General features: G+C 29.1%; 18 protein-coding genes and 1 rRNA gene. 10 read left to right on the plus strand and 9 right to left on the minus strand.

All coding sequences use genetic code 11. The features are described 5' to 3' along the window. Together EC396_RS01430 and EC396_RS01435 are read right to left on the minus strand one after the other, a co-directional pair. Positions 1–358: ribosomal RNA gene (locus EC396_RS01430) — 16S ribosomal RNA — on the minus strand; the annotation flags it as partial. A 676-nt stretch (positions 359–1,034) separates the two neighbouring features. Further along, positions 1,035–1,727 carry a DUF4294 domain-containing protein gene (locus EC396_RS01435; protein WP_129364923.1) on the minus strand — a complete coding sequence of 231 codons (693 nt, stop codon included), beginning with the start codon at positions 1,725–1,727 and terminating at the stop codon, positions 1,035–1,037. Between the two features lie 122 nt (positions 1,728–1,849). Between EC396_RS01435 and EC396_RS01440 the strand changes: the two genes are divergently transcribed. Genes EC396_RS01440 through EC396_RS01460 form a run of 5 tightly spaced genes read left to right on the plus strand, consistent with a single transcriptional unit; the run spans position 1,850 to position 8,081 of the window. Beyond that, positions 1,850–2,935 (plus strand): M42 family metallopeptidase, encoded by a 1,086-nt coding sequence (locus EC396_RS01440; protein ID WP_129364924.1) that lies wholly within the window; start codon positions 1,850–1,852, stop codon positions 2,933–2,935. 39 nt (positions 2,936–2,974) lie between these two features. Next, positions 2,975–3,517: an NUDIX domain-containing protein gene (locus EC396_RS01445; RefSeq protein ID WP_129364925.1), complete on the plus strand. Its 543-nt coding sequence runs from the start codon at positions 2,975–2,977 to the stop codon at positions 3,515–3,517. Beyond that, positions 3,514–5,430: a DUF294 nucleotidyltransferase-like domain-containing protein gene (locus EC396_RS01450; RefSeq protein ID WP_129364926.1), complete on the plus strand. Its 1,917-nt coding sequence runs from the start codon at positions 3,514–3,516 to the stop codon at positions 5,428–5,430. Before EC396_RS01445 ends, EC396_RS01450 begins: the two co-directional genes overlap by 4 nt. A gap of 3 nt (positions 5,431–5,433) precedes the next feature. Next, positions 5,434–6,102 carry a PolC-type DNA polymerase III gene (locus tag EC396_RS01455; protein WP_240665612.1) on the plus strand — a complete coding sequence of 223 codons (669 nt, stop codon included), beginning with the start codon at positions 5,434–5,436 and terminating at the stop codon, positions 6,100–6,102. A 59-nt stretch (positions 6,103–6,161) separates the two neighbouring features. Continuing rightward, positions 6,162–8,081: a DUF294 nucleotidyltransferase-like domain-containing protein gene (locus tag EC396_RS01460; RefSeq protein WP_129364928.1), complete on the plus strand. Its 1,920-nt coding sequence runs from the start codon at positions 6,162–6,164 to the stop codon at positions 8,079–8,081. A gap of 127 nt (positions 8,082–8,208) precedes the next feature. On the opposite strand, the gene EC396_RS17805 is transcribed toward EC396_RS01460, so the two are convergent. The 5 genes from EC396_RS17805 to EC396_RS01480 all read right to left on the minus strand — a co-directional run bounded on the left by EC396_RS17805 (position 8,209) and on the right by EC396_RS01480 (position 12,913). Further along, positions 8,209–8,361 (minus strand): hypothetical protein, encoded by a 153-nt coding sequence (locus EC396_RS17805; protein ID WP_164975178.1) that lies wholly within the window; start codon positions 8,359–8,361, stop codon positions 8,209–8,211. Positions 8,362–8,599: 238 nt separating this feature from the next. After that, positions 8,600–8,977, minus strand: a complete 378-nt coding sequence (locus tag EC396_RS01465) for a YkvA family protein (protein ID WP_129364929.1) — start codon at positions 8,975–8,977, stop codon at positions 8,600–8,602. 369 nt (positions 8,978–9,346) lie between these two features. Next, positions 9,347–10,105: a hypothetical protein gene (locus EC396_RS01470; RefSeq protein ID WP_129364930.1), complete on the minus strand. Its 759-nt coding sequence runs from the start codon at positions 10,103–10,105 to the stop codon at positions 9,347–9,349. Positions 10,106–10,107: 2 nt separating this feature from the next. Further along, positions 10,108–11,781, minus strand: coding sequence for a hypothetical protein (locus tag EC396_RS01475; protein WP_129364931.1), 1,674 nt, complete (start codon positions 11,779–11,781; stop codon positions 10,108–10,110). A 145-nt stretch (positions 11,782–11,926) separates the two neighbouring features. Beyond that, positions 11,927–12,913, minus strand: coding sequence for a YafY family protein (locus EC396_RS01480; RefSeq protein WP_129364932.1), 987 nt, complete (start codon positions 12,911–12,913; stop codon positions 11,927–11,929). A 62-nt stretch (positions 12,914–12,975) separates the two neighbouring features. Between EC396_RS01480 and EC396_RS01485 the strand changes: the two genes are divergently transcribed. Beyond that, on the plus strand, positions 12,976–14,238 hold the full coding sequence (locus EC396_RS01485) for an oligosaccharide flippase family protein (RefSeq protein ID WP_129364933.1): 1,263 nt from the start codon (positions 12,976–12,978) through the stop codon (positions 14,236–14,238). A 45-nt stretch (positions 14,239–14,283) separates the two neighbouring features. Further along, on the plus strand, positions 14,284–14,946 hold the full coding sequence (locus EC396_RS01490; protein ID WP_129364934.1) for a PolC-type DNA polymerase III: 663 nt from the start codon (positions 14,284–14,286) through the stop codon (positions 14,944–14,946). Between the two features lie 10 nt (positions 14,947–14,956). Here the strand turns inward: EC396_RS01490 and ligA are convergent, their stop codons facing one another. Next, on the minus strand, positions 14,957–16,954 hold the full coding sequence (gene ligA / locus EC396_RS01495) for an NAD-dependent DNA ligase LigA (protein ID WP_129365077.1): 1,998 nt from the start codon (positions 16,952–16,954) through the stop codon (positions 14,957–14,959). 100 nt (positions 16,955–17,054) lie between these two features. Then, on the minus strand, positions 17,055–18,458 hold the full coding sequence (locus EC396_RS01500) for a Do family serine endopeptidase (protein WP_129364935.1): 1,404 nt from the start codon (positions 18,456–18,458) through the stop codon (positions 17,055–17,057). Between the two features lie 162 nt (positions 18,459–18,620). Here EC396_RS01500 and dapF point away from each other — a divergent pair, with 162 nt between their 5' ends. From dapF to mltG, 3 genes are read left to right on the plus strand one after another with little or no spacing between them, the layout of a single operon-like run. Further along, positions 18,621–19,400: a diaminopimelate epimerase gene (gene dapF / locus EC396_RS01505; RefSeq protein WP_129364936.1), complete on the plus strand. Its 780-nt coding sequence runs from the start codon at positions 18,621–18,623 to the stop codon at positions 19,398–19,400. After that, positions 19,400–19,933: a GNAT family N-acetyltransferase gene (locus tag EC396_RS01510; RefSeq protein ID WP_129364937.1), complete on the plus strand. Its 534-nt coding sequence runs from the start codon at positions 19,400–19,402 to the stop codon at positions 19,931–19,933. Before dapF ends, EC396_RS01510 begins: the two co-directional genes overlap by 1 nt. After that, a complete protein-coding gene (mltG, locus tag EC396_RS01515) occupies positions 19,923–20,960 on the plus strand; it encodes an endolytic transglycosylase MltG (protein ID WP_129364938.1) in 1,038 nt (345 codons plus the stop codon). The genes EC396_RS01510 and mltG overlap by 11 nt, the downstream gene beginning before the upstream one ends. Positions 20,961–21,092: the final 132 nt, after the last annotated feature.

A 21,092-nucleotide genomic window follows, 5' to 3' on the forward strand; every position in this document is an offset into this window, starting at 1 on the left:
TCCTCACTGCTGCCTCCCGTAGGAGTCTGGTCCGTGTCTCAGTACCAGTGTGGGGGATCTCCCTCTCAGGACCCCTATCTATCGTTGCCTAGGTAAGCCGTTACCTTACCTACTAGCTAATAGAACGCATAGCCATCTTTTACCACCGAAGTTTTAATTATTAAATGATGCCACTTTATAATACTATGAGGTATTAATCCAAATTTCTCTGGGCTATCCCTCTGTAAAAGGTAGGTTCTATACGCGTTACGCACCCGTGCGCCGGTCGCCACCATCCGAAGACGTGCTGCCCCTCGACTTGCATGTGTTAAGCCTGCCGCTAGCGTTCATCCTGAGCCAGGATCAAACTCTTCATCGTATGTATTTTTAATAATGTACGATGTTAATATTTCTCAAAAGAATTGTCTATGTATTTAAACATAGGTTCTTACTCAATTTACGCTGTCAATTTCAATATTTTCAATGAACTTAATCTTATTGCTTTTTGTAACTTATCTCAGCTACCTTTAAACAATATTTTGTAGAAATGTTAGACTCGAACTAACTAGTTTTTTAACCTTAAAAACTTTCCAAAATTTCCTCTGAACTTTTCCCTAACCCCTTTCGTTGTTAGCGGCTGCAAATGTAAAACGTTTATTTTTTATGACCAAATAAAATTTGATTTATTTTTTAAAAGTTTTTTTCGCAATATTTCTCTGAACTTTCTAACTAACCCCTTTCGCTGTTAGCGGCTGCAAATGTAAAACCTTTTTTTAATATCACAAATAAAAAATTGATTATTTTTTTAAGAATTTTAACTCAACCTGTTCCTGAACTTTTTGCCAACAAACACCCCGTTAGCGGCTGCAAAGATACCACCTTTATTAATTCCTAAACAAACTTTTTGCAATGTTTTTTTAAAATAAAAAACAACCAACTGAATTTAAGACACTTATAATAAGTATAAAATCATTAAAGATTCCTTAATAAAAAAGCTGACTACTAAATTAATACTTATTTTTGTATTACACAATAGTAAATTGACTTTTTTATCACTATTTTTTTTCTTTGGGTTGCGGGATAATTAGTGGCTTTTCAGCCAATATAGTGTAATCTAAATCCTTTTTGGAAGGCTTCAAAGTAATAATGCCTTCTACAGATGCGCGCTGCAAAATGTTCTCAATTAATAAATCTTCATTATTATTCATTGGATCATAACCATCTTTTAAAGACAACTTAAATACATTTGCTGTTGTATTGTACCAAAAAGCTTTCCAACCACTGCGATAATCTTTCACCAAATCGTAAGCTACAACCCCAGTTTGTCTATCTAACAATTTAATTAATATACGACCTTCCATTCTTGTTAGCTTTTTAAGTTGATCTGTAAATTCTTCCTCCATATACTTTTGCATTGTTTTAGTATATGCCTTTTTCTTTCTGCTTGATTTAATTTTATCTAAGTTGGCATTTAATATTTCTAAACTATCTGCTGCAATTTGTGCATAAGGATAAGCCTTTAGTACTTTTTTACGAAACCAATAATAATACTTACGCTCGTAACTTGTAGGTAAATTAATTTTTTTCAACAAAAAGACTTCATCTAATTCTATTAATAAGGTATCGCCTTCAAAAATAGTATAGCGTTCAGTAAGTGGTATTGTACCATTCGCTTCTTCCTGAGAAAAAAGAAAATTACTATTTATTAATAAGCAGCAAACAATAATATATTTAAAATACACTTTCATACATTTATATATGGGAAAATCCTGCCAAATTTACAATATATACTTATATGTATAAAACGATTTTATTTAATTGTTTGTATACACCACAATTTAGTATCTTCGTTTTTTTAAAAATAATACATATGAGCAAAAAAGTTTTGAATAAAAAATCGATTGATTTTTTAGAAAAGTATTTGAACAATGCCTCTCCTACTGGATATGAAAGTGAAGGTCAAAAAATTTGGATGGAATATTTAAAACCATACGTTGATACTTTTATAACTGATAACTACGGTACAGCAGTTGGAATTATTAATCCAGATGCTGAATTTAAAGTTGTAATTGAAGGGCACGCTGATGAAATTTCATGGTATGTAAATTATATTACTCCTGAAGGTTTGATATATGTTATACGTAATGGAGGTAGCGACCATCAAATTGCTCCATCAAAAATTGTAAATATTCATACAAAAAAAGGTATTGTAAAAGGAATTTTTGGTTGGCCTGCAATTCACACTCGCGATAAAGGAAAAGAAGAAACCCCTACATTAGAGAATATTTTTGTAGATGTAGGTTGTAAAACAAAAGAAGAAGTTGAAAAATTAGGGATTCACGTTGGTTGTGTTATTACATATCCAGATGAGTTTTTTATTTTAAACGAAAACAATTTTGTTTGTAGAGCACTTGACAACAGAGTTGGTGGTTTTATGATTGCTGAAGTTGCTCGTTTGCTAAAAGAAAACAATATTACGCTTCCTTTTGGATTGTACATTACAAATTCTGTTCAGGAAGAAATTGGGTTAAGAGGTGCTGAAATGATTTCGCATACTATTAAACCTAATGTTGCTATTATTACTGATGTTTGTCATGATACTACAACACCAATGATTAACAAAAAGAAAGAAGGTGAAACAATTTCTGGAAATGGACCAGTAATTAGCTACGCTCCTGCCGTTCAAAATAATTTAAGAGAATTAATTATTGAAACAGCCGAAGCTGCTAAAATTCCTTTTCAACGAATCGCTTCATCTCGTTCAACAGGAACTGACACAGATGCTTTTGCTTATAGCAATGGTGGTGTACCATCAGCATTAATTAGTTTGGCATTGCGTTATATGCATACTACTGTTGAAATGGTTTCAAAAGATGATGTTGAAAACGTTATTAAATTAATTTATGAAACTTTACTTAAAATAGACCCAAAAGAAGGGTTTAGTTATTTTAAATAATTTTAAAAGACAGCGAAAGCTGTCTTTTACTTTTTTACTATGGATGAATATATTGATATACTAAATGAAGTTGGTGAAATTTCAGGAAAAACCTGTTTAAAATCCGAAGCACATCAAAAAGGACTTTTTCACGCATCTGTACATATTTGGATTTTTGATAATCATAAAAATATACTGATTCAAAAAAGAGCTTTAAACAAAGACACATTTCCTGGCTTATGGGATATTTCTGTTGCAGGTCATATTTCAGCAGGAGAATTACCAATAGATTCTGCTATTAGAGAAGTATCCGAAGAAGTTGGGATTTCAATTCAACAAAAACAATTACATTATATAGGTACTTCAACAAAAAAAGTTACCCATAAAATTGATCTTATTGACAACGAATTACACCATATATATATATGTAGCATAAATTTTAATATTGAAACCTTAAAAATCCAACAAGAAGAAGTTGCCGAAGTGAAATTAATTCCGCTAAATGAATTAATTTTAGCAACAAATTTAAACAATACCAGTTTTGTTCCTCACGGAAAATCTTATTACGAATTTGTATTGAATGCTATAAAAAACACAAAATGAAAAATACCATTGCCGAACGAATTTTCGATTTTTTAAAAGAATATCCACCTTTCAATTTAATTTCAAAAGAAACTTTATGTGAAATTTCTAGAAATGTTGAAATTCAATATTATGAAAAAGACCAAATAATTTTCGATCAAAATGACCCACCTCAAGATAATTTTTACATTATTTATGAAGGTGTCGTTCGCTTGTATAGATTTGTTGATGACAAAAAAATAAATATTGACATTTGCGATGAGGGGGATGTTTTTGGTTTGCGCCCTTTGATTATGAATGAAAACTATACGATGGGAGCTGCTGCAAATGAAGAAACTATTTTGTATGGCATTCCAACACATCTTTTTAAAGATATTATTTTAAACTACCCAAAAGTTAGTCAGTTTTTAATAGCCAGTTTTGCAACAAACACCCGCGATCCATTTTCAGATAAACACAAAGGGAAACTATTTGCCAATATTTCATCAGTAAATAAAATGGACAATAGTTATGCTGAAACTCAATCGGCAAAATACAGTAAAAACCCAATAACCTGTAGCATTAACACTTCTATTAAAGAAGCTTGTATGATTATGACTGGACATATTATTAACTCAATAATTGTTTCAGAAAATCATATTCCCATTGGTATTATAACCGATAAAGATATTAGAACAAAAGTAGGAACTGGTGTTTATAGCATTTTTGACCCTGTTAGCAAAATAATGACAAGTCCGGTAATTACTTTTCCTGAGAACATTACCGTTGCTGAAGCTCAAATTGCGCTAATTAAACACAAAGTTTCGCACATATGTATTACCAAAGATGGTACTGACCAATCGGAATTGGTTGGTATTTTAGCAGAACATGACTTAACCATGCTTCAAAGCAATAACCCAATATTTTTAGCACGCGAAATAAAATCGGCCAAAGATGTTGAGACACTTAAATACATTAGAACCAAAGCATCTGAATTAACAAGAGGTTATTTGGAGCAAGAAATTCCTATTTATTTTATTACCAAAGTTATTTCTGAAATTAATACTGCCATTACAAAACAAATTATAAAACTTGTAATAAAAGAAATTGGAACTGAGCCACCTGTTGCTTATGCTTGGTTAGCTATGGGAAGTCAAGGTAGAAAAGAACAATTATTAATGACCGATCAAGACAATGCCTTGGTTTTTGAAAATGTTGAAGAAGAAGATTACGAAAAAACCAAAGCTTATTTTTTAAACTTTTCAACCAAAATAACCGAAAAATTAAACATTGTTGGATTTGAATATTGTCCTGCAAATATTATGGCAAGCAACCCAAAATGGTGTTTATCTGTAAAAGAATGGAAAGCACAATTTAAAGATTGGGTTAAACATCCAACTTCAGATAAAATATTGTTAAGTATTATCTTTTTTGATTTTGAATATATTTTTGGAGATAAGAATTTGTATGAAAGAATGAGTGAAAGTGTATTTAGATACATTGCAAATAAACAAACCTTTTTAGGCTTTTTAAGTAAAGCTACACTAGACAACCCTGCTCCTCTCGGTTTTTTTAAACAATTTTTAGTTGAACAAGATGGTGAAAATAAAGATCAGTTTGATATAAAAAGCAGAGCTATTCGTCCGTTGGTTGATGCTGCACGTATTTTTTCATTACATCATAATTTAAAAATAAACAATACCATAGCTCGTTATGAAAAATTAATGGAAGTTGAACCTCAAAATAGAGATATTTTTGAGTCTTGCGCCAATGCATTTAAAATATTATTGCAATTTAGAACTTCACAAGGTTTGGCAAAAAATGACAGCGGTAAATTTGTAGACATCAATAGTTTAAGTAAATCGGATAGGTTGAAATTAAAAAGCTGTTTTAAACCTATAAAAAACATTCAGGAGTCTTTAAAATTAAGATTTAATGTTTCTCAAATTCCATAAATTATGCTGAATTTTTTTAAAAGAAAAAAATATCCCGAGTTTTGGCAAAAGCATATTGATACCGTTAAAAATTGTAAAAAATATGCCAATTACGAAAACATACGATTTGTAGCTTTAGATACAGAAACAACAGGATTTGATTATGAAAACGACCGCATTTTATGCATTGGAGCAGTTGCTATTCAAAATAACAGAATCTTGGTTTCTGACTCTTTTGAAGTATATATAAAACAAGATGTATTTAATAAAGAAACTGTAAAAATTCACGGTATACGAAAAAACGGAACCGAAATTAAAGTCAGTGAAGAAGAAGCTTTAATTGCGTTTCTTGACTATTTAGACGATGCCATAATTATTGCACATCATACAAAATTTGATATGACAATGATTAACAACGCGCTAAAGCGTTTAAATGTTGGCCCAATACAATCTAAACAATTAGACACCAACTATATTCATAAAAAAATAGCAACCGAAGACCGTTTTAAAAAACTTTTTAGCTTAGATGAACTTTGTGAAATTTACAATGTAAAAAAACACGATCGCCATACCGCATTGGGAGATGCCTTAATTACTGCATACATTTTTTTAAAACTGACCTTTAAGTATAAGAAAAACAATGTTTTAAATTTAACTGAATTGATAAATACCAACTACTATTTAAATAAATAATTTACTTTTTTGTACTGTTATTTTTGTAACTTTAAAGTCTATCGTAGCTTTAATTGATTATGAAAAACACTATTGCTGAACGCATTTTCGATTTTTTAAAAAACTTCCCTCCTTTTGATCTTTTAGAAAAAGAACAACTTTTTAAAATCGCCTCTCATGTAAAAGTGATATACATTGAAAAAAACGACTTCGTTTTTAAACAAGCTGAATATCCGCATGAAAATTTTTACATTGTAAAAGATGGTGCTATTGGTTTATACAGAACAATGGATAGCGATCAAATTTTAGTTGATATTTGTGATGAAGGTGATATTTTTGGTTTAAGACCACTTGTTCAAAACGATCAGTATTTGATGAGTGCAAAAGCAAATGAGGAATCTATTTTATATGCTATTTCGGTTGAAATTTTAAAAGAAATTATCAATTCAAATGAAAAGGTTAAAAAATATATAATTGCCAGTTTTTCTTCAAATATTAAAACACCTTATGCCAGAACAAATCCTGGAAATTTGTTTGCAAATATTGACAATCTTGAAAACGACAATACTTTTTCTGAAGTTCAAACAGCACAATACAGCAAAAATCCCATATTTTGCAGTAAAGAAACTACTATTAAAGAAGCTGCTTTGATTATGAGCGAAAAAAAAGTAGGTTCTATATTGATTGTTGAAGATCAAAAACCCATTGGCATTATTACCGATAAAGATTTACGCACAAAAATTGCAACGGGATTGATTTCAATAGAAAAAAAAGTGAGTGAAATTATGTCATCTCCAGTCATCACTTTTTCTGAAAAAATTACCATAGCTGAAGCTCAAATAGCTATGATTAAACACAAAATTACCCATTTGTGTATTACAAAAAATGGCACTCCAAACGCTGAACTCACGGGAATTTTATCTGAACATGACATTGTGGTATTACACGGTAACAATCCTTCTGTATTGATTAAGGAATTAACAAGAGCAAAAGAAGTAGCAACCTTAAAATATGTAAGAGAAAAAACTTCTAATTTATTAAAAGGCTATATTGAACAAAATATACCTATCGCATTTATTTCAAAAATAATTGCAGAAATAAATGATGCTATAACCATTAAAGCAATTGAACTTTCTTTGGCTGAAATGGAAACTGCACCACCCGTAAAATTTGGTTGGCTTGCCTTAGGAAGTCAGGGGCGAAAAGAGCAATTGTTAATTACAGATCAAGACAATGCTTTGATTTTTGAAGATGTATCAAAAGAAGATTACAAAAAAACAAAAGCTTATTTTTTACAACTTTCAGAAAAAATTACCATTAAATTAAATACAGTTGGCTACGAATTTTGCCCAGCAGATATGATGGCAAGTAACCCAAAATGGTGCTTATCGCTTTCTGAATGGAAACAACAATTTAATACTTGGATTACAAAACCAACAGAAGAAGCTATCATGATGTGTACCATCTTTTTTGATTACAATTTTGTCTATGGCGATAAAGAACTGGTGCATAAACTCACTAAAAGTATCTTTAAATCTGTACAGTCTTTTGAAATATTTTTAAATTTATTAGGTAAAAATGCGTTAAAAAATCCATCGCCACTGGGTTTTTTCAGACAATTTTTGGTTGAACATGATGGTGAACACAAAGACCAATTCGATTTAAAAAGCAGGGCTTTGATGCCTTTAATTGATGCTGCTCGTTTGCTAACTTTATCGCACAATATAAAAGATAAAAATAATACCATTGCACGTTTTAATAAATTAGTAAAAATTGAACCACAAAATAAAGACTTATACCTTTCATGTGCCGATTCATTTAAAATATTATTGCATTATAGAACTGAACAAGGCTTGAAATACAATAATTCAGGTAGGTATATTGCATTAAATACTTTGTCAAAATCTGACAAGCTAAAACTAAAAGGTTGTTTTAAATCAATTAATGATATACAAGATTTGATAAAAATTAGATTCAGTTTAAGTCTTATTGGTCTATAAACAAAAGAGAGTCGCTTTCGCAACTCTCTCTCTCTATAGTATATTAAACCGCCCAAAGTTTAATACCTATATTTCACTTTCTCATAATATTTTAATTTATAATGGTTATTTTTAAGATAATAACCTTTTACAATTCATTTTCTTCTGATATTTTTTTCCAAGAATGATTTGATAGTTTTACTTTAAAATTGGGTTGTTTACATTTTTTTGGAGTCCCTATTTTAGAAATTAAAGTATCATTTCTTGTTATTCCACAAATTCTACATTCGTAGGTTGCCATAGTCTATTTTAAATTTTAAAAACAAAACTAACTTGCTAAAACAGACAAAAAAGTCTATTTAATAAATTAAAATTATTTTAAATAAGTATTTATTTTTTATAATTATCGAGATGTTTTGTTAAGCATCTACACTTATACTCCTATATTTTATTTACTGGAGTTGACTTCCTTTTATGGAAGAACAATTTTTTTACTTTTCTTTTTTTAAATTTAAATCATTCAAATTTGTATTTTAATGTTAACGATATAAATAATGATATGATAACTCTGAATTATTTTTATAATACTTTACTAAAACAACACTTAAAGATGTTACTGCAGCTTCAATAACTGATGCATCGTCTATTAAACCAAAAACCGGAATCATATCTGGAATTGCATCAATAGGTGAAATTACATATAAAAGAGCACCAATAGCGATAGCTTTATTACACCAAGCTCCTTTTGGGTCTCTTATAAATCCCCATAATTGTTCAACTTTACACCATACCTGTTTTAAAGCACCTTTGTTCATTTCTTCAATTGCTGCATTTATCTTTTTTATATCATTTTCATTTGCATTCATTGTATAACAATTGAATTTCTTCTCAGCTTTTTTACTTAATTTCTTTTCCATTTAGATGCAATTTTTAAATTAATAATTTTAGAATTTTGATATTAAAACTCTGACTAGCCAATATTTAAAGACATTCTCTTCTGTTAATTTACACTTCAATTACATCAATAATTTACTTGGATTTTCATTTCAAAATGTTGGCTTGCCTTGTTTTTAATTATGGTAACAAACTTACCCAAATCTGAACATTAAATTTTACGGTTTTCCGCAATTTAGGAGATTTTTTATTTATCTTTTTTTAGTGATGTAACAAAAATAGAGTTGCTTTTGCAACTCTATTTTTGTTAGAAGATTAAATAATCATGTTGAATTAATTTAGTGGAACTCTTTTTTATTAATTGCTTTAAATGATTGATTTTTTTCAACTATTTACAAATATTTATTGGTTATAATATAAAACAAAAACCCTAAAATAATTATTAGGTTTGTCATTGAAAATATAATTAATAGATTGATTTTCTTTTTTTGATTACTTAAAGTTTTTTCATTTTTTTTCTCGGAAATGACATTAATTAATGTTTCAATATTTTCAATCTTATTGGAAGTCGCAATCTTTTCTAATTTAAGTTTTTTATCAATTTCTCTTATATTATCATTGATAATTCCAAAATTATATTCAATTTTATCTGCTCGTTTTCTTTCTTCGACAGTTTTCTCAATTTGTGAAATAACAATCCTTTTTATATGATTTCCTTGTACTTCATTACCATTTGAACTTTCTTTAATTTGATTTATAATACCCTCTAATTCAGCACTAGTTTCACTTATTTTCTCAAATGAAAGTCCTGATAACATTGCTAAAGCTCCTACCATTTCAGCTAATAATTTCGAATTTTCGTTATTATTAGTAATTAGTTTGCTTATTGAAGAAATTGATTTAGACGTTGCATTGTTATCCTCTTTAATTAAATCAAGTAAAGCTTGTTTATCTAGACTTCCCCAACTTCTTCCTTTTTTGCCATTGCAAACTTCTTCAATTGAGCTTTGTGCCCTGTTAATATTACTTAATAAACTCTTAGCATTTCTATTTGACTCTTCATACCTGTTATTTACCAAAGTTATTTTGTCAATAATCTTTTTTGCATCTACTATACTTGTAACATTTTCTGATATTTCAACCTCTTTCATATTTAAATACTTTCTAATAAGTTTAATAAATTATCATTTTCATTATTTATAGCTTTAGCAGAAGATATATTTTCAGAAATAATATTCTTTGTTTTTCTTATTTTCACTAAAGATTCATCAATTTGATTTTTGCAAGACTCTATTATTGGCAATGTACCTTGAAAAATTGTTAGTGATAAACTTGTATATTTTGTTGCTTCCACGTCACTTATTCCAGCTTGAGCTAAATTAATTTCGGATCGTGTTTGTAGTTTAGAACCTTCCTCCCCCTGAAGTTTATTAAATACAATTTTACTTTGATATTTCTGAAACCCTTGAAGAATTAAAACTGAACCAATGCCAACGATTAAACCTGATAGCACAGGCGAAACATAACCTGCAAATGGAGTAGTAAATGGAAAGTTAGTTATTAATGCCTTTTCAATAATTTCATCAAGTCCTAGACCAATTAATGAGGCCACAGCAACTCCTAAAATCTTCAAAGCTTCCTTTAATCTAACCTCCCACGAATATTCACTTGAAAACAATATTTTTACAGCTTTCAAAATTGAAACAATTGCTAGTTTAACAAATTTGAAAATGTTTTTTGCAATTTTAAATAAGCTATTTAAAATTGCGTCTAAAAATGTAGAAAGAAAACTACTTATTGAGTGGTCTTTAAAAGTAGAGAGTAAACCTTTGGCTTTTTCTTTAATCCTAAATGAAATATTTTTAACTCTTTGAGTAATTTCAATGTCTTCTTCTTTTTTATATTCATTAATTACTTCTACTATAGTAATAGAAAGCAATTGACCAATTGCAGCTTTTGCTCCACTTTTAACTGCGTTTGATGTAGCTATTTTTGCTTGAGTTTTTACAGCATATTGCACTTGTTTACTCTTTAAAAGATGTTCTCTAGCTTTTTTACTAACATCTATAGTTTTGGACATTTTTTCATCATCAATTTCAAAATGTTCTTTGTTTGTTTTGTTAGAGTCGTTTGTAGATGTTTTATTTTTATAATCTTCTACATCATCTATTTTTGTGTCATTTAAAGATGTATTCAGTTTTTTATTAGTAGCAACTAAATTTTCTTTCGAATTTGCTAATTTTTTTCTTTCTTCTAATGTAGTTGTAAATGCTAAAACTTTGTCCTCATGAATTTCTTTTATTGACGTAACGTGTTCATATGAATATTGTTTAGTTTCATCCTTTTCTCCATTTAATAAGTGTTTTCCAGTGTAAGCACAATCGTATCCTCCTCCATTTTCATTATACATTTTTTGTCTGTTTTTCGCAAACTCTTTTCCTGTTAATGATTCCCTATGTTCAGAATAATTATATTTTAAATTGTCACCTTCTTTCAACATTCTATTGAATTCGTCCTTATTAGTATATTTTACTTTATACTCAAGACTTCTTTCGCTTTTTGGAGTGTTTTCCCATTTTGTTTTAGCTTTAAATTCTTTGTCAAAAGCGAGTCCATTGGTACTATGGTTTGAGTTTTCTAATATATCTGAAATTCCTAATGCCATTGTAATAGTCTCAATAGATTTGGATTGAATGGCATTCATCATTTGTCCATTCATTTTTGAAGGATCTGCATCCTTCATTTTTTTTTGAAGTTCAATTATTTCGTCTAATAAATCTTGTTCTTCTTTTTTTAAATCTATTTTTATTTTTTCATAGTCCACCATATAATCCAATTATTAATTTATACAAAAGAGCACTTTGTTTTAATTTCAAATGTTGCCATAGTTTTTTTTTATAAAACAAACCTAGCTATCTAAAACGGACAAACAAAGTCCGTTTAGAAAAAAATTAAGAAAATTTTAAGAAATACTAATTGTAGTATTTTACAATTAAATTAAGATGTTCTTTGAAGAAATCAACAACAGGTTTTGGAGAAACTATTTTAACCCATTGATTGTATTTTAGCATTTCCATAACAAACTCATAATTAACTTTTAAGGTCACTTCAATTTCGCCCCACATATCGGGATTGGCGTAATTAAGTTCGTTGGTATCCATTTCAATTGCTTCAGCAATTATTTTTTGACTTTTATGAATTGGTTGTGCTATCAAATATTTTAAATGATGATTGGCTACTTTTATTTTAATTTTTTCAACCTTTAAACCCTCATTTAAAATTCCTATTGAATATTTAAAATAGTCTTGTTCATTAAATTTAATTGGATTTTGCACTTTTATATTAAAAATTTGAATTTCGACCAAACGCTTGTCTAAACAAAAAGTTTTTATTTCTTTTTCATAAATCGCATAAGCTATTAAATACCAAGCTTTGTTCTTTTCTTTAATATGTAACGGTTGAAATTGTTGTTTTTCGAGACATTCAAATTTATTATCATCATACCAACCTTTATAAGATATATGTACTAAAAAATTATTTTCAATAGCATTTATTAAGCTCAATAAATCAATTGTAGTATTTAAAGTTGCTTTTTCTGGCGTAATGTTAAAGTTATTTTCAGCGGCTTTTGTACTAATTAATAAATGTTCTATTCTATAAAACACGTTTTCCATTTCTTGCGAAATAGTTCCTTTTTGGACATAATAGCCATAATTTCTTTTCAATTTAATTTCAACACCAAAATATTCTTTGATAGATTTTAAATCTCTTCGAAGCGTTTTTTCACCATTAAATTTTAATTTCCCAAGAAAAGTATTGTTTTTAAAATCTTCGTACTTTTTATCTAGTACTCTTTGAAGTTCTTTATTAGATACATACTTGTCTGTATATATCCCAAAATACTTTGGATTAGATACAATTTTAAGAATATAATATCTTCTAAAAAATTCAGCTGTCATTCATTAATTTTGAAACAAGAATACAAAAAAAGTTTAATAAGTTTGCAGCAGAAACAAAAAACATGGCTCAACTTTTTAGCAAACAAGATTTATTAAATACAAAGTGGTTTATTGCTGAAAAGCTTACTAGTTTATTAGTTGCAATTATCATTGTTCCAAAAATTTTTAAATCAATTGGCATTTTAAACATTGGAAAATTAAAATTTGCCGAAACATTTATTAGCTTTTTTACACCTATTATGTTTTTAGGACTTTCTGCAATTTGCATTCGTGAAATTGTATTTTATCCAAAGCGAACAAAATTAATTCTTTCAACTGCACTTTACTTAAGAACAGCGAGTTGGTTATTAGCGCTGCTAATTATTTTAACTTATAGTTATTTGTTTATTGATAAAGAGTTATTAATGCTTTATTTTGTAATTTGCTTTAGCTATTTTGTTAGAATTTTTGATGTTTTTGAATATTATTTTTACGCCATAAAAAAAACAAAATATGTATTTATAAGTAAAATATCAAGTTTATTTATCATTGTAGTACTTCAATATTATGGGGTTATACAGCAATTTGGTATTATTTATTTTGCTTCATTAATAATTTTTGATTTTTTAATTCAAAGTACCATCTACTTTGGCATTGTAAAAACTAAAAATATTTTCAATTTTAAAGACCTTGTATTTTCAAAATCAATGGCGATCTATTTACTTAAAAATGCATTTCCGTTGGTAATTTCCAACTTTTTAATACTTATTTATATTGTTACAGACGATTTCTTTTTAAAATATTATCACGGAGACGCATCTTATGGTTACTATGCTACTATCTATTTCTTAATCATTACTTTAACCTGGAGCATTGGTTTTTCAATCATTAATGCATTGTTTCCTTCATTGGCCGAATCTTACACGTCAAACCTTAAAATATATTATCAAAAAATAAGTTTGCTAATTGCTTATATGCTTGTATTGGGCGTTTTAATTATTTTAATTTATCACTTTTTCAGCAATGCTATTTTAAATACATTTTTTGATGAAAGTTTTCTTAAAATCAACTACTCTTTAAAGCTATTTAGTTGGGGACCTCTTATGATTTTTATGGGTATGATTTATGAAAAGCACCTAATTACAACAAATCGTATTGAAAAAAACGTGTATCGTTTTGTACTTGGCTGTATCTCAAATCTATTTTTTTCTATTATTTTAATACCAAAATACGCAATTAATGGCGCAATAATAGCTGTTTTAGTAAGCCATTTTTTGACCAATATTGCCTTTGTTTTTTTTGATGCTAAAAGCAGAAAGGAATTAAAGTTTTTATTTCTGAAATAAATTTTAACTATTTCATATCTTTAGAATGAACTTAAAGACTATTGAATGTTCTCGTTTTTTAAACATAGAAACTATCCCGAATTTTGGAAAAACTACTTAAAAAAGTTTAAACAAAAACAACCAAAAACCATTGAAACCACGCGTTTTGTTGTTTTTGATACCGAAACTACAGGTTTAGATTTGGCAAAAGACAAAATTTTGTCTATTGGCGCAGTAGCTATTAATAATAAAATTATTGATGTTTCTGATAGTTTTGAAATTTACTTAAAACAAGACGAATTTAATGCTGAAACTGTTGAAATTCACGGACTTTTAAAAGATGGCCATTTGATAAAATCTGCTGAAAAAGAAGCCATAGAACAGTTTGTTAATTATTTAGAAAATTCTGTTTTAGTTGCACACCACGCTGCTTTTGATGTTGAAATGATTAACGCAGCACTAAAAAGAGTCAACCTTCCAAAATTGAAAAACAAAACCATTGATACCGGAATATTGTATAAAAAATTAGCCGACAAAAAGGATAGCCATTTTAACTTAGATGTACTGTGTGAAGAATTTAACATTCCAAAACACGACCGACATACAGCTTCTGGAGATGCTTTTATTACTGCGCTCCTTTTTTTAAAAATTATTTCGAAACTCAAAAAAGAACGAACCGTCCATTATTCCGATTTATTTAGAACATCCAATAACAAAGGCCTTTTATAATTTAACTATTTTATTTCAGCATTTCAATATAATCCAATTCTGAAATAATAGGAACTCCCAAACTCTCAGCTTTTGCCAATTTACTAGGTCCCATATTGTCACCCGCAATTACAAAATTTGTTTTTGATGAAATTGAACTCGCTACTTTCCCCCCATTATCTTCAATAGATTTTTTTAGATCATTTCTATTAAATTGGGTAAAAACACCTGAAACTACAAATATTTTACCTTGTAATATTTCCGTCTTTCCTTCTTGAGATTCGGCTGAAATTTCCATTTGCACTCCGTAATTTTTCAACCTGTCTACCAATTGAATATTGATTAAATTTGAAGAAAAATCAATAACACTTTCAGCAATTCTATCGCCAATTTCATCAACTGTAATCAATTCTTCAAAAGAAGCATTCATTAAATTATCAATAGATTTAAAATGTTTTGCCAATTTTTTTGCCACTGTTTCTCCAACATAGCGAATTCCTAAGGCAAACAATACTTTTTCAAAAGCAATATTTTTAGAATTTTCTATACCTGCAACAATGTTTTGAGCCGATTTTTCAGCCATTCGTTCCAAAGGAATTATTTGTTCTTCCTTTAAATTATATAAATCTGCATAATTATGTATCAGCCCTTCTTTAAATAACAATTCAATAGTTTCAGCGCCCAAACCATCAATATTCATTGCTTTACGACTGATAAAATGCTGAATACGACCCGTAATTTGAGTTGGACAACCATACTCATTTGGACAATAATGCTTCGCGTCGCCTTCATTTCTAACCAAAGGAGTGTTACAATCTGGGCAATGTTCTATATATTTTGTAGGTACAGAATTTTGAGGTCTTTTAGCTAAATCTACCCCAACAATTTTAGGAATAATCTCTCCACCTTTTTCAACAAAAACAGTATCTCCTACCCTAATATCTAACTTTTCAATTTGATCTGCATTGTGTAATGAGGCTCTTTTAACAATAGTTCCTGCCAATTGTACGGGCTCTAAATTGGCAACCGGAGTTATAGCACCAGTTCTACCAACCTGATATGTAATTTCATTTAAAACCGTACTTTCCTGCTCGGCTTTAAATTTATAAGCTATTGCCCAACGCGGTGATTTTGCGGTATAACCCAATTCATCTTGCTGTTGTAATGAGTTTACTTTTACTACAATACCATCCGTTTCATAAGGTAATTCATGACGCTTTATATCCCATTTTTCAATAAAGGCAAAAACTTCATCAATAGACCTACAAAGCTCAATGGCTGTTGGTATTTTAAATCCTAAATTTCTAGCATTTTCAAGAGTTTCAAAATGAGTTGCTAAAGGATTGTTATTGGCTACAATATGATACAACAAGCAATCTAATGGACGTTTTGCAACCTCAGTACTATCTTGCAATTTTAAACTACCACTTGCTGTATTTCTGGGATTTCTATACGGATCTTCACCTGCTTCAATACGCTCTTCATTCATTTTATTAAAACCATCCAAAGGCAAAATAATTTCACCTCTTATTTCAAAATTAGGTACAAAATCATCTTTTAAAACCAACGGTATCGACCTAATTGTTTTGATATTGGCAGTAACATCATCGCCTTCAAAACCATCTCCACGAGTAACTGCACTTACCAATAAACCATTTTCATAAGTAAGGTTTATAGAAGCGCCATCGTATTTTAACTCGCATGTATAGGTAATATTTTCATCGCCTAATATTTTCTGAATGCGCTTTTCCCAATCAACTAAATCATCTTTTGAATAGGAATTATCTAAAGAAAACATGCGGTTTTTATGCGCTACAGTATTGAAATTTTTAGTAATTTCTCCACCAACGCGTTGTGTAGGCGAATTAGGATCAAAAAATTGTGGATTTTCAGTTTCTAACTTTTCCAATTCCTTCAACATTAAATCAAATTCATAATCGGAAATAGTTGCAGCATCCAACACATAATAATTGTAATTGTGCTGGTTTAATGCTGTTCTTAAATCTTTTATTTTTTGTTCAATTGTAATTGCCATAACATAAAAATTTCTTGGCTAAAAGTAGTTAAAAAACAAAAAACCCAAACATAAAATGCTTAGGTTTTTAAATAATACTTCTAGTTTAAAATTGTTATCTAAATATATAGCGTTCTAATTCACCATTTAAGTTTAACATTTCTATCCTTAAAACCTGTCCTTGTTCTTTGTTAGAAATTATTTTTGTAACATCGTCAATCGTTGAAATTTTTTCATTGTTTATTGATGTTATTACAAATCCTTTTTTAACACCATAGTAACTCAATTCTTTGTTTGAAATACCTGTTATTTTTACACCATTTGAAATATTGTAACTTTTTAATTCAGCTTTGTCTAAATTTTTCAATTCTAATCCCAATGTAGAAACGGTACTTACTTCATTTTTAGACAAAACTACACTTGCTGTTTGTTCTTTACCATCTCTTAAAAAAGTAATATTCACTTTATCATTAGGTCTTTTTGACCTTAAAAAACCAGTTAAATCGGCATAAGTACTAATTTTTACATTGTCTAATTTTACAATGATATCGTTTTCTTTCAATCCAGATTTTTCAGCTCCAGAACCTGATGTTACTTCCGAAATATAAAAACCTTGCGTATAATCAATATTTAACTCATCAGCAAGTTCACTATTTAACTCGCCTCCACGAATGCCCAAAATAGCTGTTTGCACATTACCAAACTCCATTAAATCTTCAACAACTTTTTTTGCAATATTAGACGGAACGGCAAAAGAATACCCTACAAAAGAACCAGTTTGAGAAGTAATAGCAGTATTTATACCAATTAGTTCGCCACGTGTATTTACCAAAGCACCACCACTATTTCCTGGATTTACAGCTGCATCGGTTTGTATAAAAGAATTCACATCATTATTACCACCTAAATCTCTTCCTTTGGCACTAACAATACCTGCAGTTACTGTTGAAGTTAAATTATACGGATTTCCAACAGCTAAAACCCACTCTCCTACTTTTACATTGTCAGAATTTCCAAAAGGAATGTATGGCAACTCTTTAGATTCAATTTTTAACAAAGCAATATCATTAGTTGCGTCGGCACCAATTAACTCTGCTTTTAAAATTTTCTTATTGTCTAAAGTAACTTCAATTTCAGAAGCACCTTTAATTACGTGGTTATTGGTAATAATATAACCATCTGATGAAATAATTACACCACTACCTGTACCAACTTGCGAATATTGTCTGGTTCCATTTCCCTGTCCATAAAAAAATTGTTGAAACGGGTCTTGAATTGTTTTATATGAAGTATTTTTAACATGCACTACTGCATTTAATGTTTTTTCGGCTGCAATTGTAAAATCCGTGTTTTCCATAGCCGCAACAACGTTACCCGTAAATGCAGTATTTACCATAGCTGGTTGCGAAGAATTACTTTCATAAACAACAGGTGGATTTTCAATAAATAATTTATAGGCTCCTAAAGTAAGAGCCCCACCTAAGGCTGATATTAAAATCGTGCTTACTATTTTTTTCATATTTTAAAATGTTTTATAAATTATTACTCGAAATTAGAGATTTATTCAATTCAAAAAAATGCTTTAACGCTTTGTTAACGCTCATTTAACCAATTTTAACATTTTTAAATTCACTTAAAATTTTAGTTCAAAAAACTATTTCAATTTTAGTACATTTGCACTATGAAACTACATTTTTATAAATATCAAGGCACGGGAAACGATTTTATCATGATTGATAATAGAAGTCTATTTTTCCCTAAAAACGATGTGAAATTAATTAATAAATTATGCGACAGACGTTTTGGAATTGGTGCAGACGGATTAATTTTATTAGAACCTTCTGAAAATGAAGATTTTAAAATGATTTATTTTAATGCCGATGGAAATGAAGGTAGTATGTGTGGAAATGGCGGTAGATGTTTGGTTGCATTTGCAAAACAATTAAATGTAATTGCTAACAAAACTACTTTTGATGCTGTTGATGGTTTGCATTTTGCAACTGTTGAAGATGGTATTGTTAGTCTTAAAATGATTGATGTTAACAAAATTGATATTGAAAATTCACATTCATTTTTAAATACAGGCTCTCCACATGACATTCGTTTTTGTGAAAATGTAAACAATGTAAATGTAAAAGAAACTGGTGCAAAAATTAGATATGGAGCACCTTATTTTGAAACAGGTACCAATGTTAATTTTGCCGAACAAATAGGTGATAACCACTTTAAAGTTAGAACTTACGAACGAGGTGTTGAAGATGAAACTTTGGCCTGTGGAACAGGTGTTACAGCAGTTGCCATAGCGGCTCATAAAACAAAAAAAACAAATGATACTACTATAAAACTGAATGTTTTAGGAGGTGATTTAGAAGTGTCTTTTGAAGCAAATGGAGAGAATTATACCAATGTTTTCTTAAAAGGTCCTGCCACTTTTGTTTTTGAAGGTGATATTACTATCTAATGGCTATCTTACTAGGAAAAAATATCAGCCTACGTGCTTTAGAACCTGAAGATTTAGACTTTTTATTTTCAGCAGAAAATGATGAAGCTTCTTGGGAAATTAGCAGTACACAAGCACCTTATTCAAAATATATATTAAAAAAATACATAGAGAATTCGCATCAAGATATTTATGAAGCTAAACAATACCGCTTTGTAATTTGCAATACTGAAAATATTGCGATTGGAATGATTGATTTATTTGAATTTAACCCGCAACATAGCAGGGTTGGTGTTGGAATTTTAATAATTCCAACTTATCAAGGTTTGGGTTATGCTTCAGAAGCTTTGGAATTAGTTATTGAATATTCTTTTTTATATTTAAATGTACATCAAATATTTGCGAATATTACACCCGACAATCATAAAAGTATTGCACTTTTCGAAAAATTTAAATTTCAAAAGGCTGGTGTAAAAAAAGACTGGATTTTCTCTAAAAATTCATTTAAAGATGAAATTTTATATCAATTAATAAAATCAACTGATGAATCTTAAAAAATTATTTTTACTTATTGGTGTACTTCTATTTATAATTGGAGGTTTTCTAGGCTATAATTTTTACAATAAACTTTACAAGCCAAATACTTCAACAGAAGGATATGTATATATTCCAACAAACAGTAGTTATGATGATGTTGAAAATTTACTCCGTCCATTTTTAAATAGGGTAAATACATTTGCATTTACAGCAACTATAAAAAATTATAAAAACGCTGTAAAACCTGGAAAATATCATATTTCCAAAGAAATGAACAACAATCAATTGGTTAACTTATTAAAAAGTGGACGACAAACTACTGTTAAATTATCGTTTAACAATCAGGATACTTTTGAAAAATTAGCTGGAAGAATTGCTGAACAAATTGAAGCAGACTCTTTGACACTATTAAATTCTTTTAAAGATAAGAACTTTTTAGCTGAAGCTGGCTTTATCGAAGAAACAAGTTTAGGGATGTACATACCAAATACTTATGAATTTTACTGGAATACTTCAGCAGAATTGTTTAGAAAAAAAATGTTGCGTGAGTACCAAAATTTTTGGAATCAAGAACGATTAGAAAAAGCTAAACGACTTAATTTAGATAAAAATCAGGTTATTACATTGGCATCTATAGTTCAAAAAGAAACTGCAAATGTTAGAGAACGCCCTAGAGTGGCTGGTTTATATTTAAACAGATTGAAAGACAAATGGCCTTTACAAGCCGATCCTACTGTTATTTTTGCGCTAAAAAAACAAGCTGGCAACGAAGATATTGTTATAAAGCGCGTTCTTAAAAAAGATTTAGATATCGATTCGCCTTATAACACTTACAAAAATTTAGATTTACCTCCAGGACTTATTTCAATGCCCGATATTTCATCTATTGATGCTGTTTTAAATTATGAAAAACACGATTTTTATTACATGTGTGCCAGTATTTCAAACATTGGAACCCATGAATTTGCGAAAACCCTTTCGCAACATAATAGAAATGCTGCCATTTATCAAAAATGGTTAAATCAACAAGGAGTAAATAGATAGTTAACCCACTAAACACAAGCGTTTTTAAATAATTCTCAAGTTAATATTGTTGCAGTATTTTTTTATTTTTTCAATGTTAAATTAACAATAATTTTTGTTAAAATATTGTTATTCAATAAAATAAAACTTTAC

Source organism: Lutibacter sp. HS1-25 (assembly GCF_004121075.1).
Taxonomy (GTDB): domain Bacteria; phylum Bacteroidota; class Bacteroidia; order Flavobacteriales; family Flavobacteriaceae; genus Lutibacter.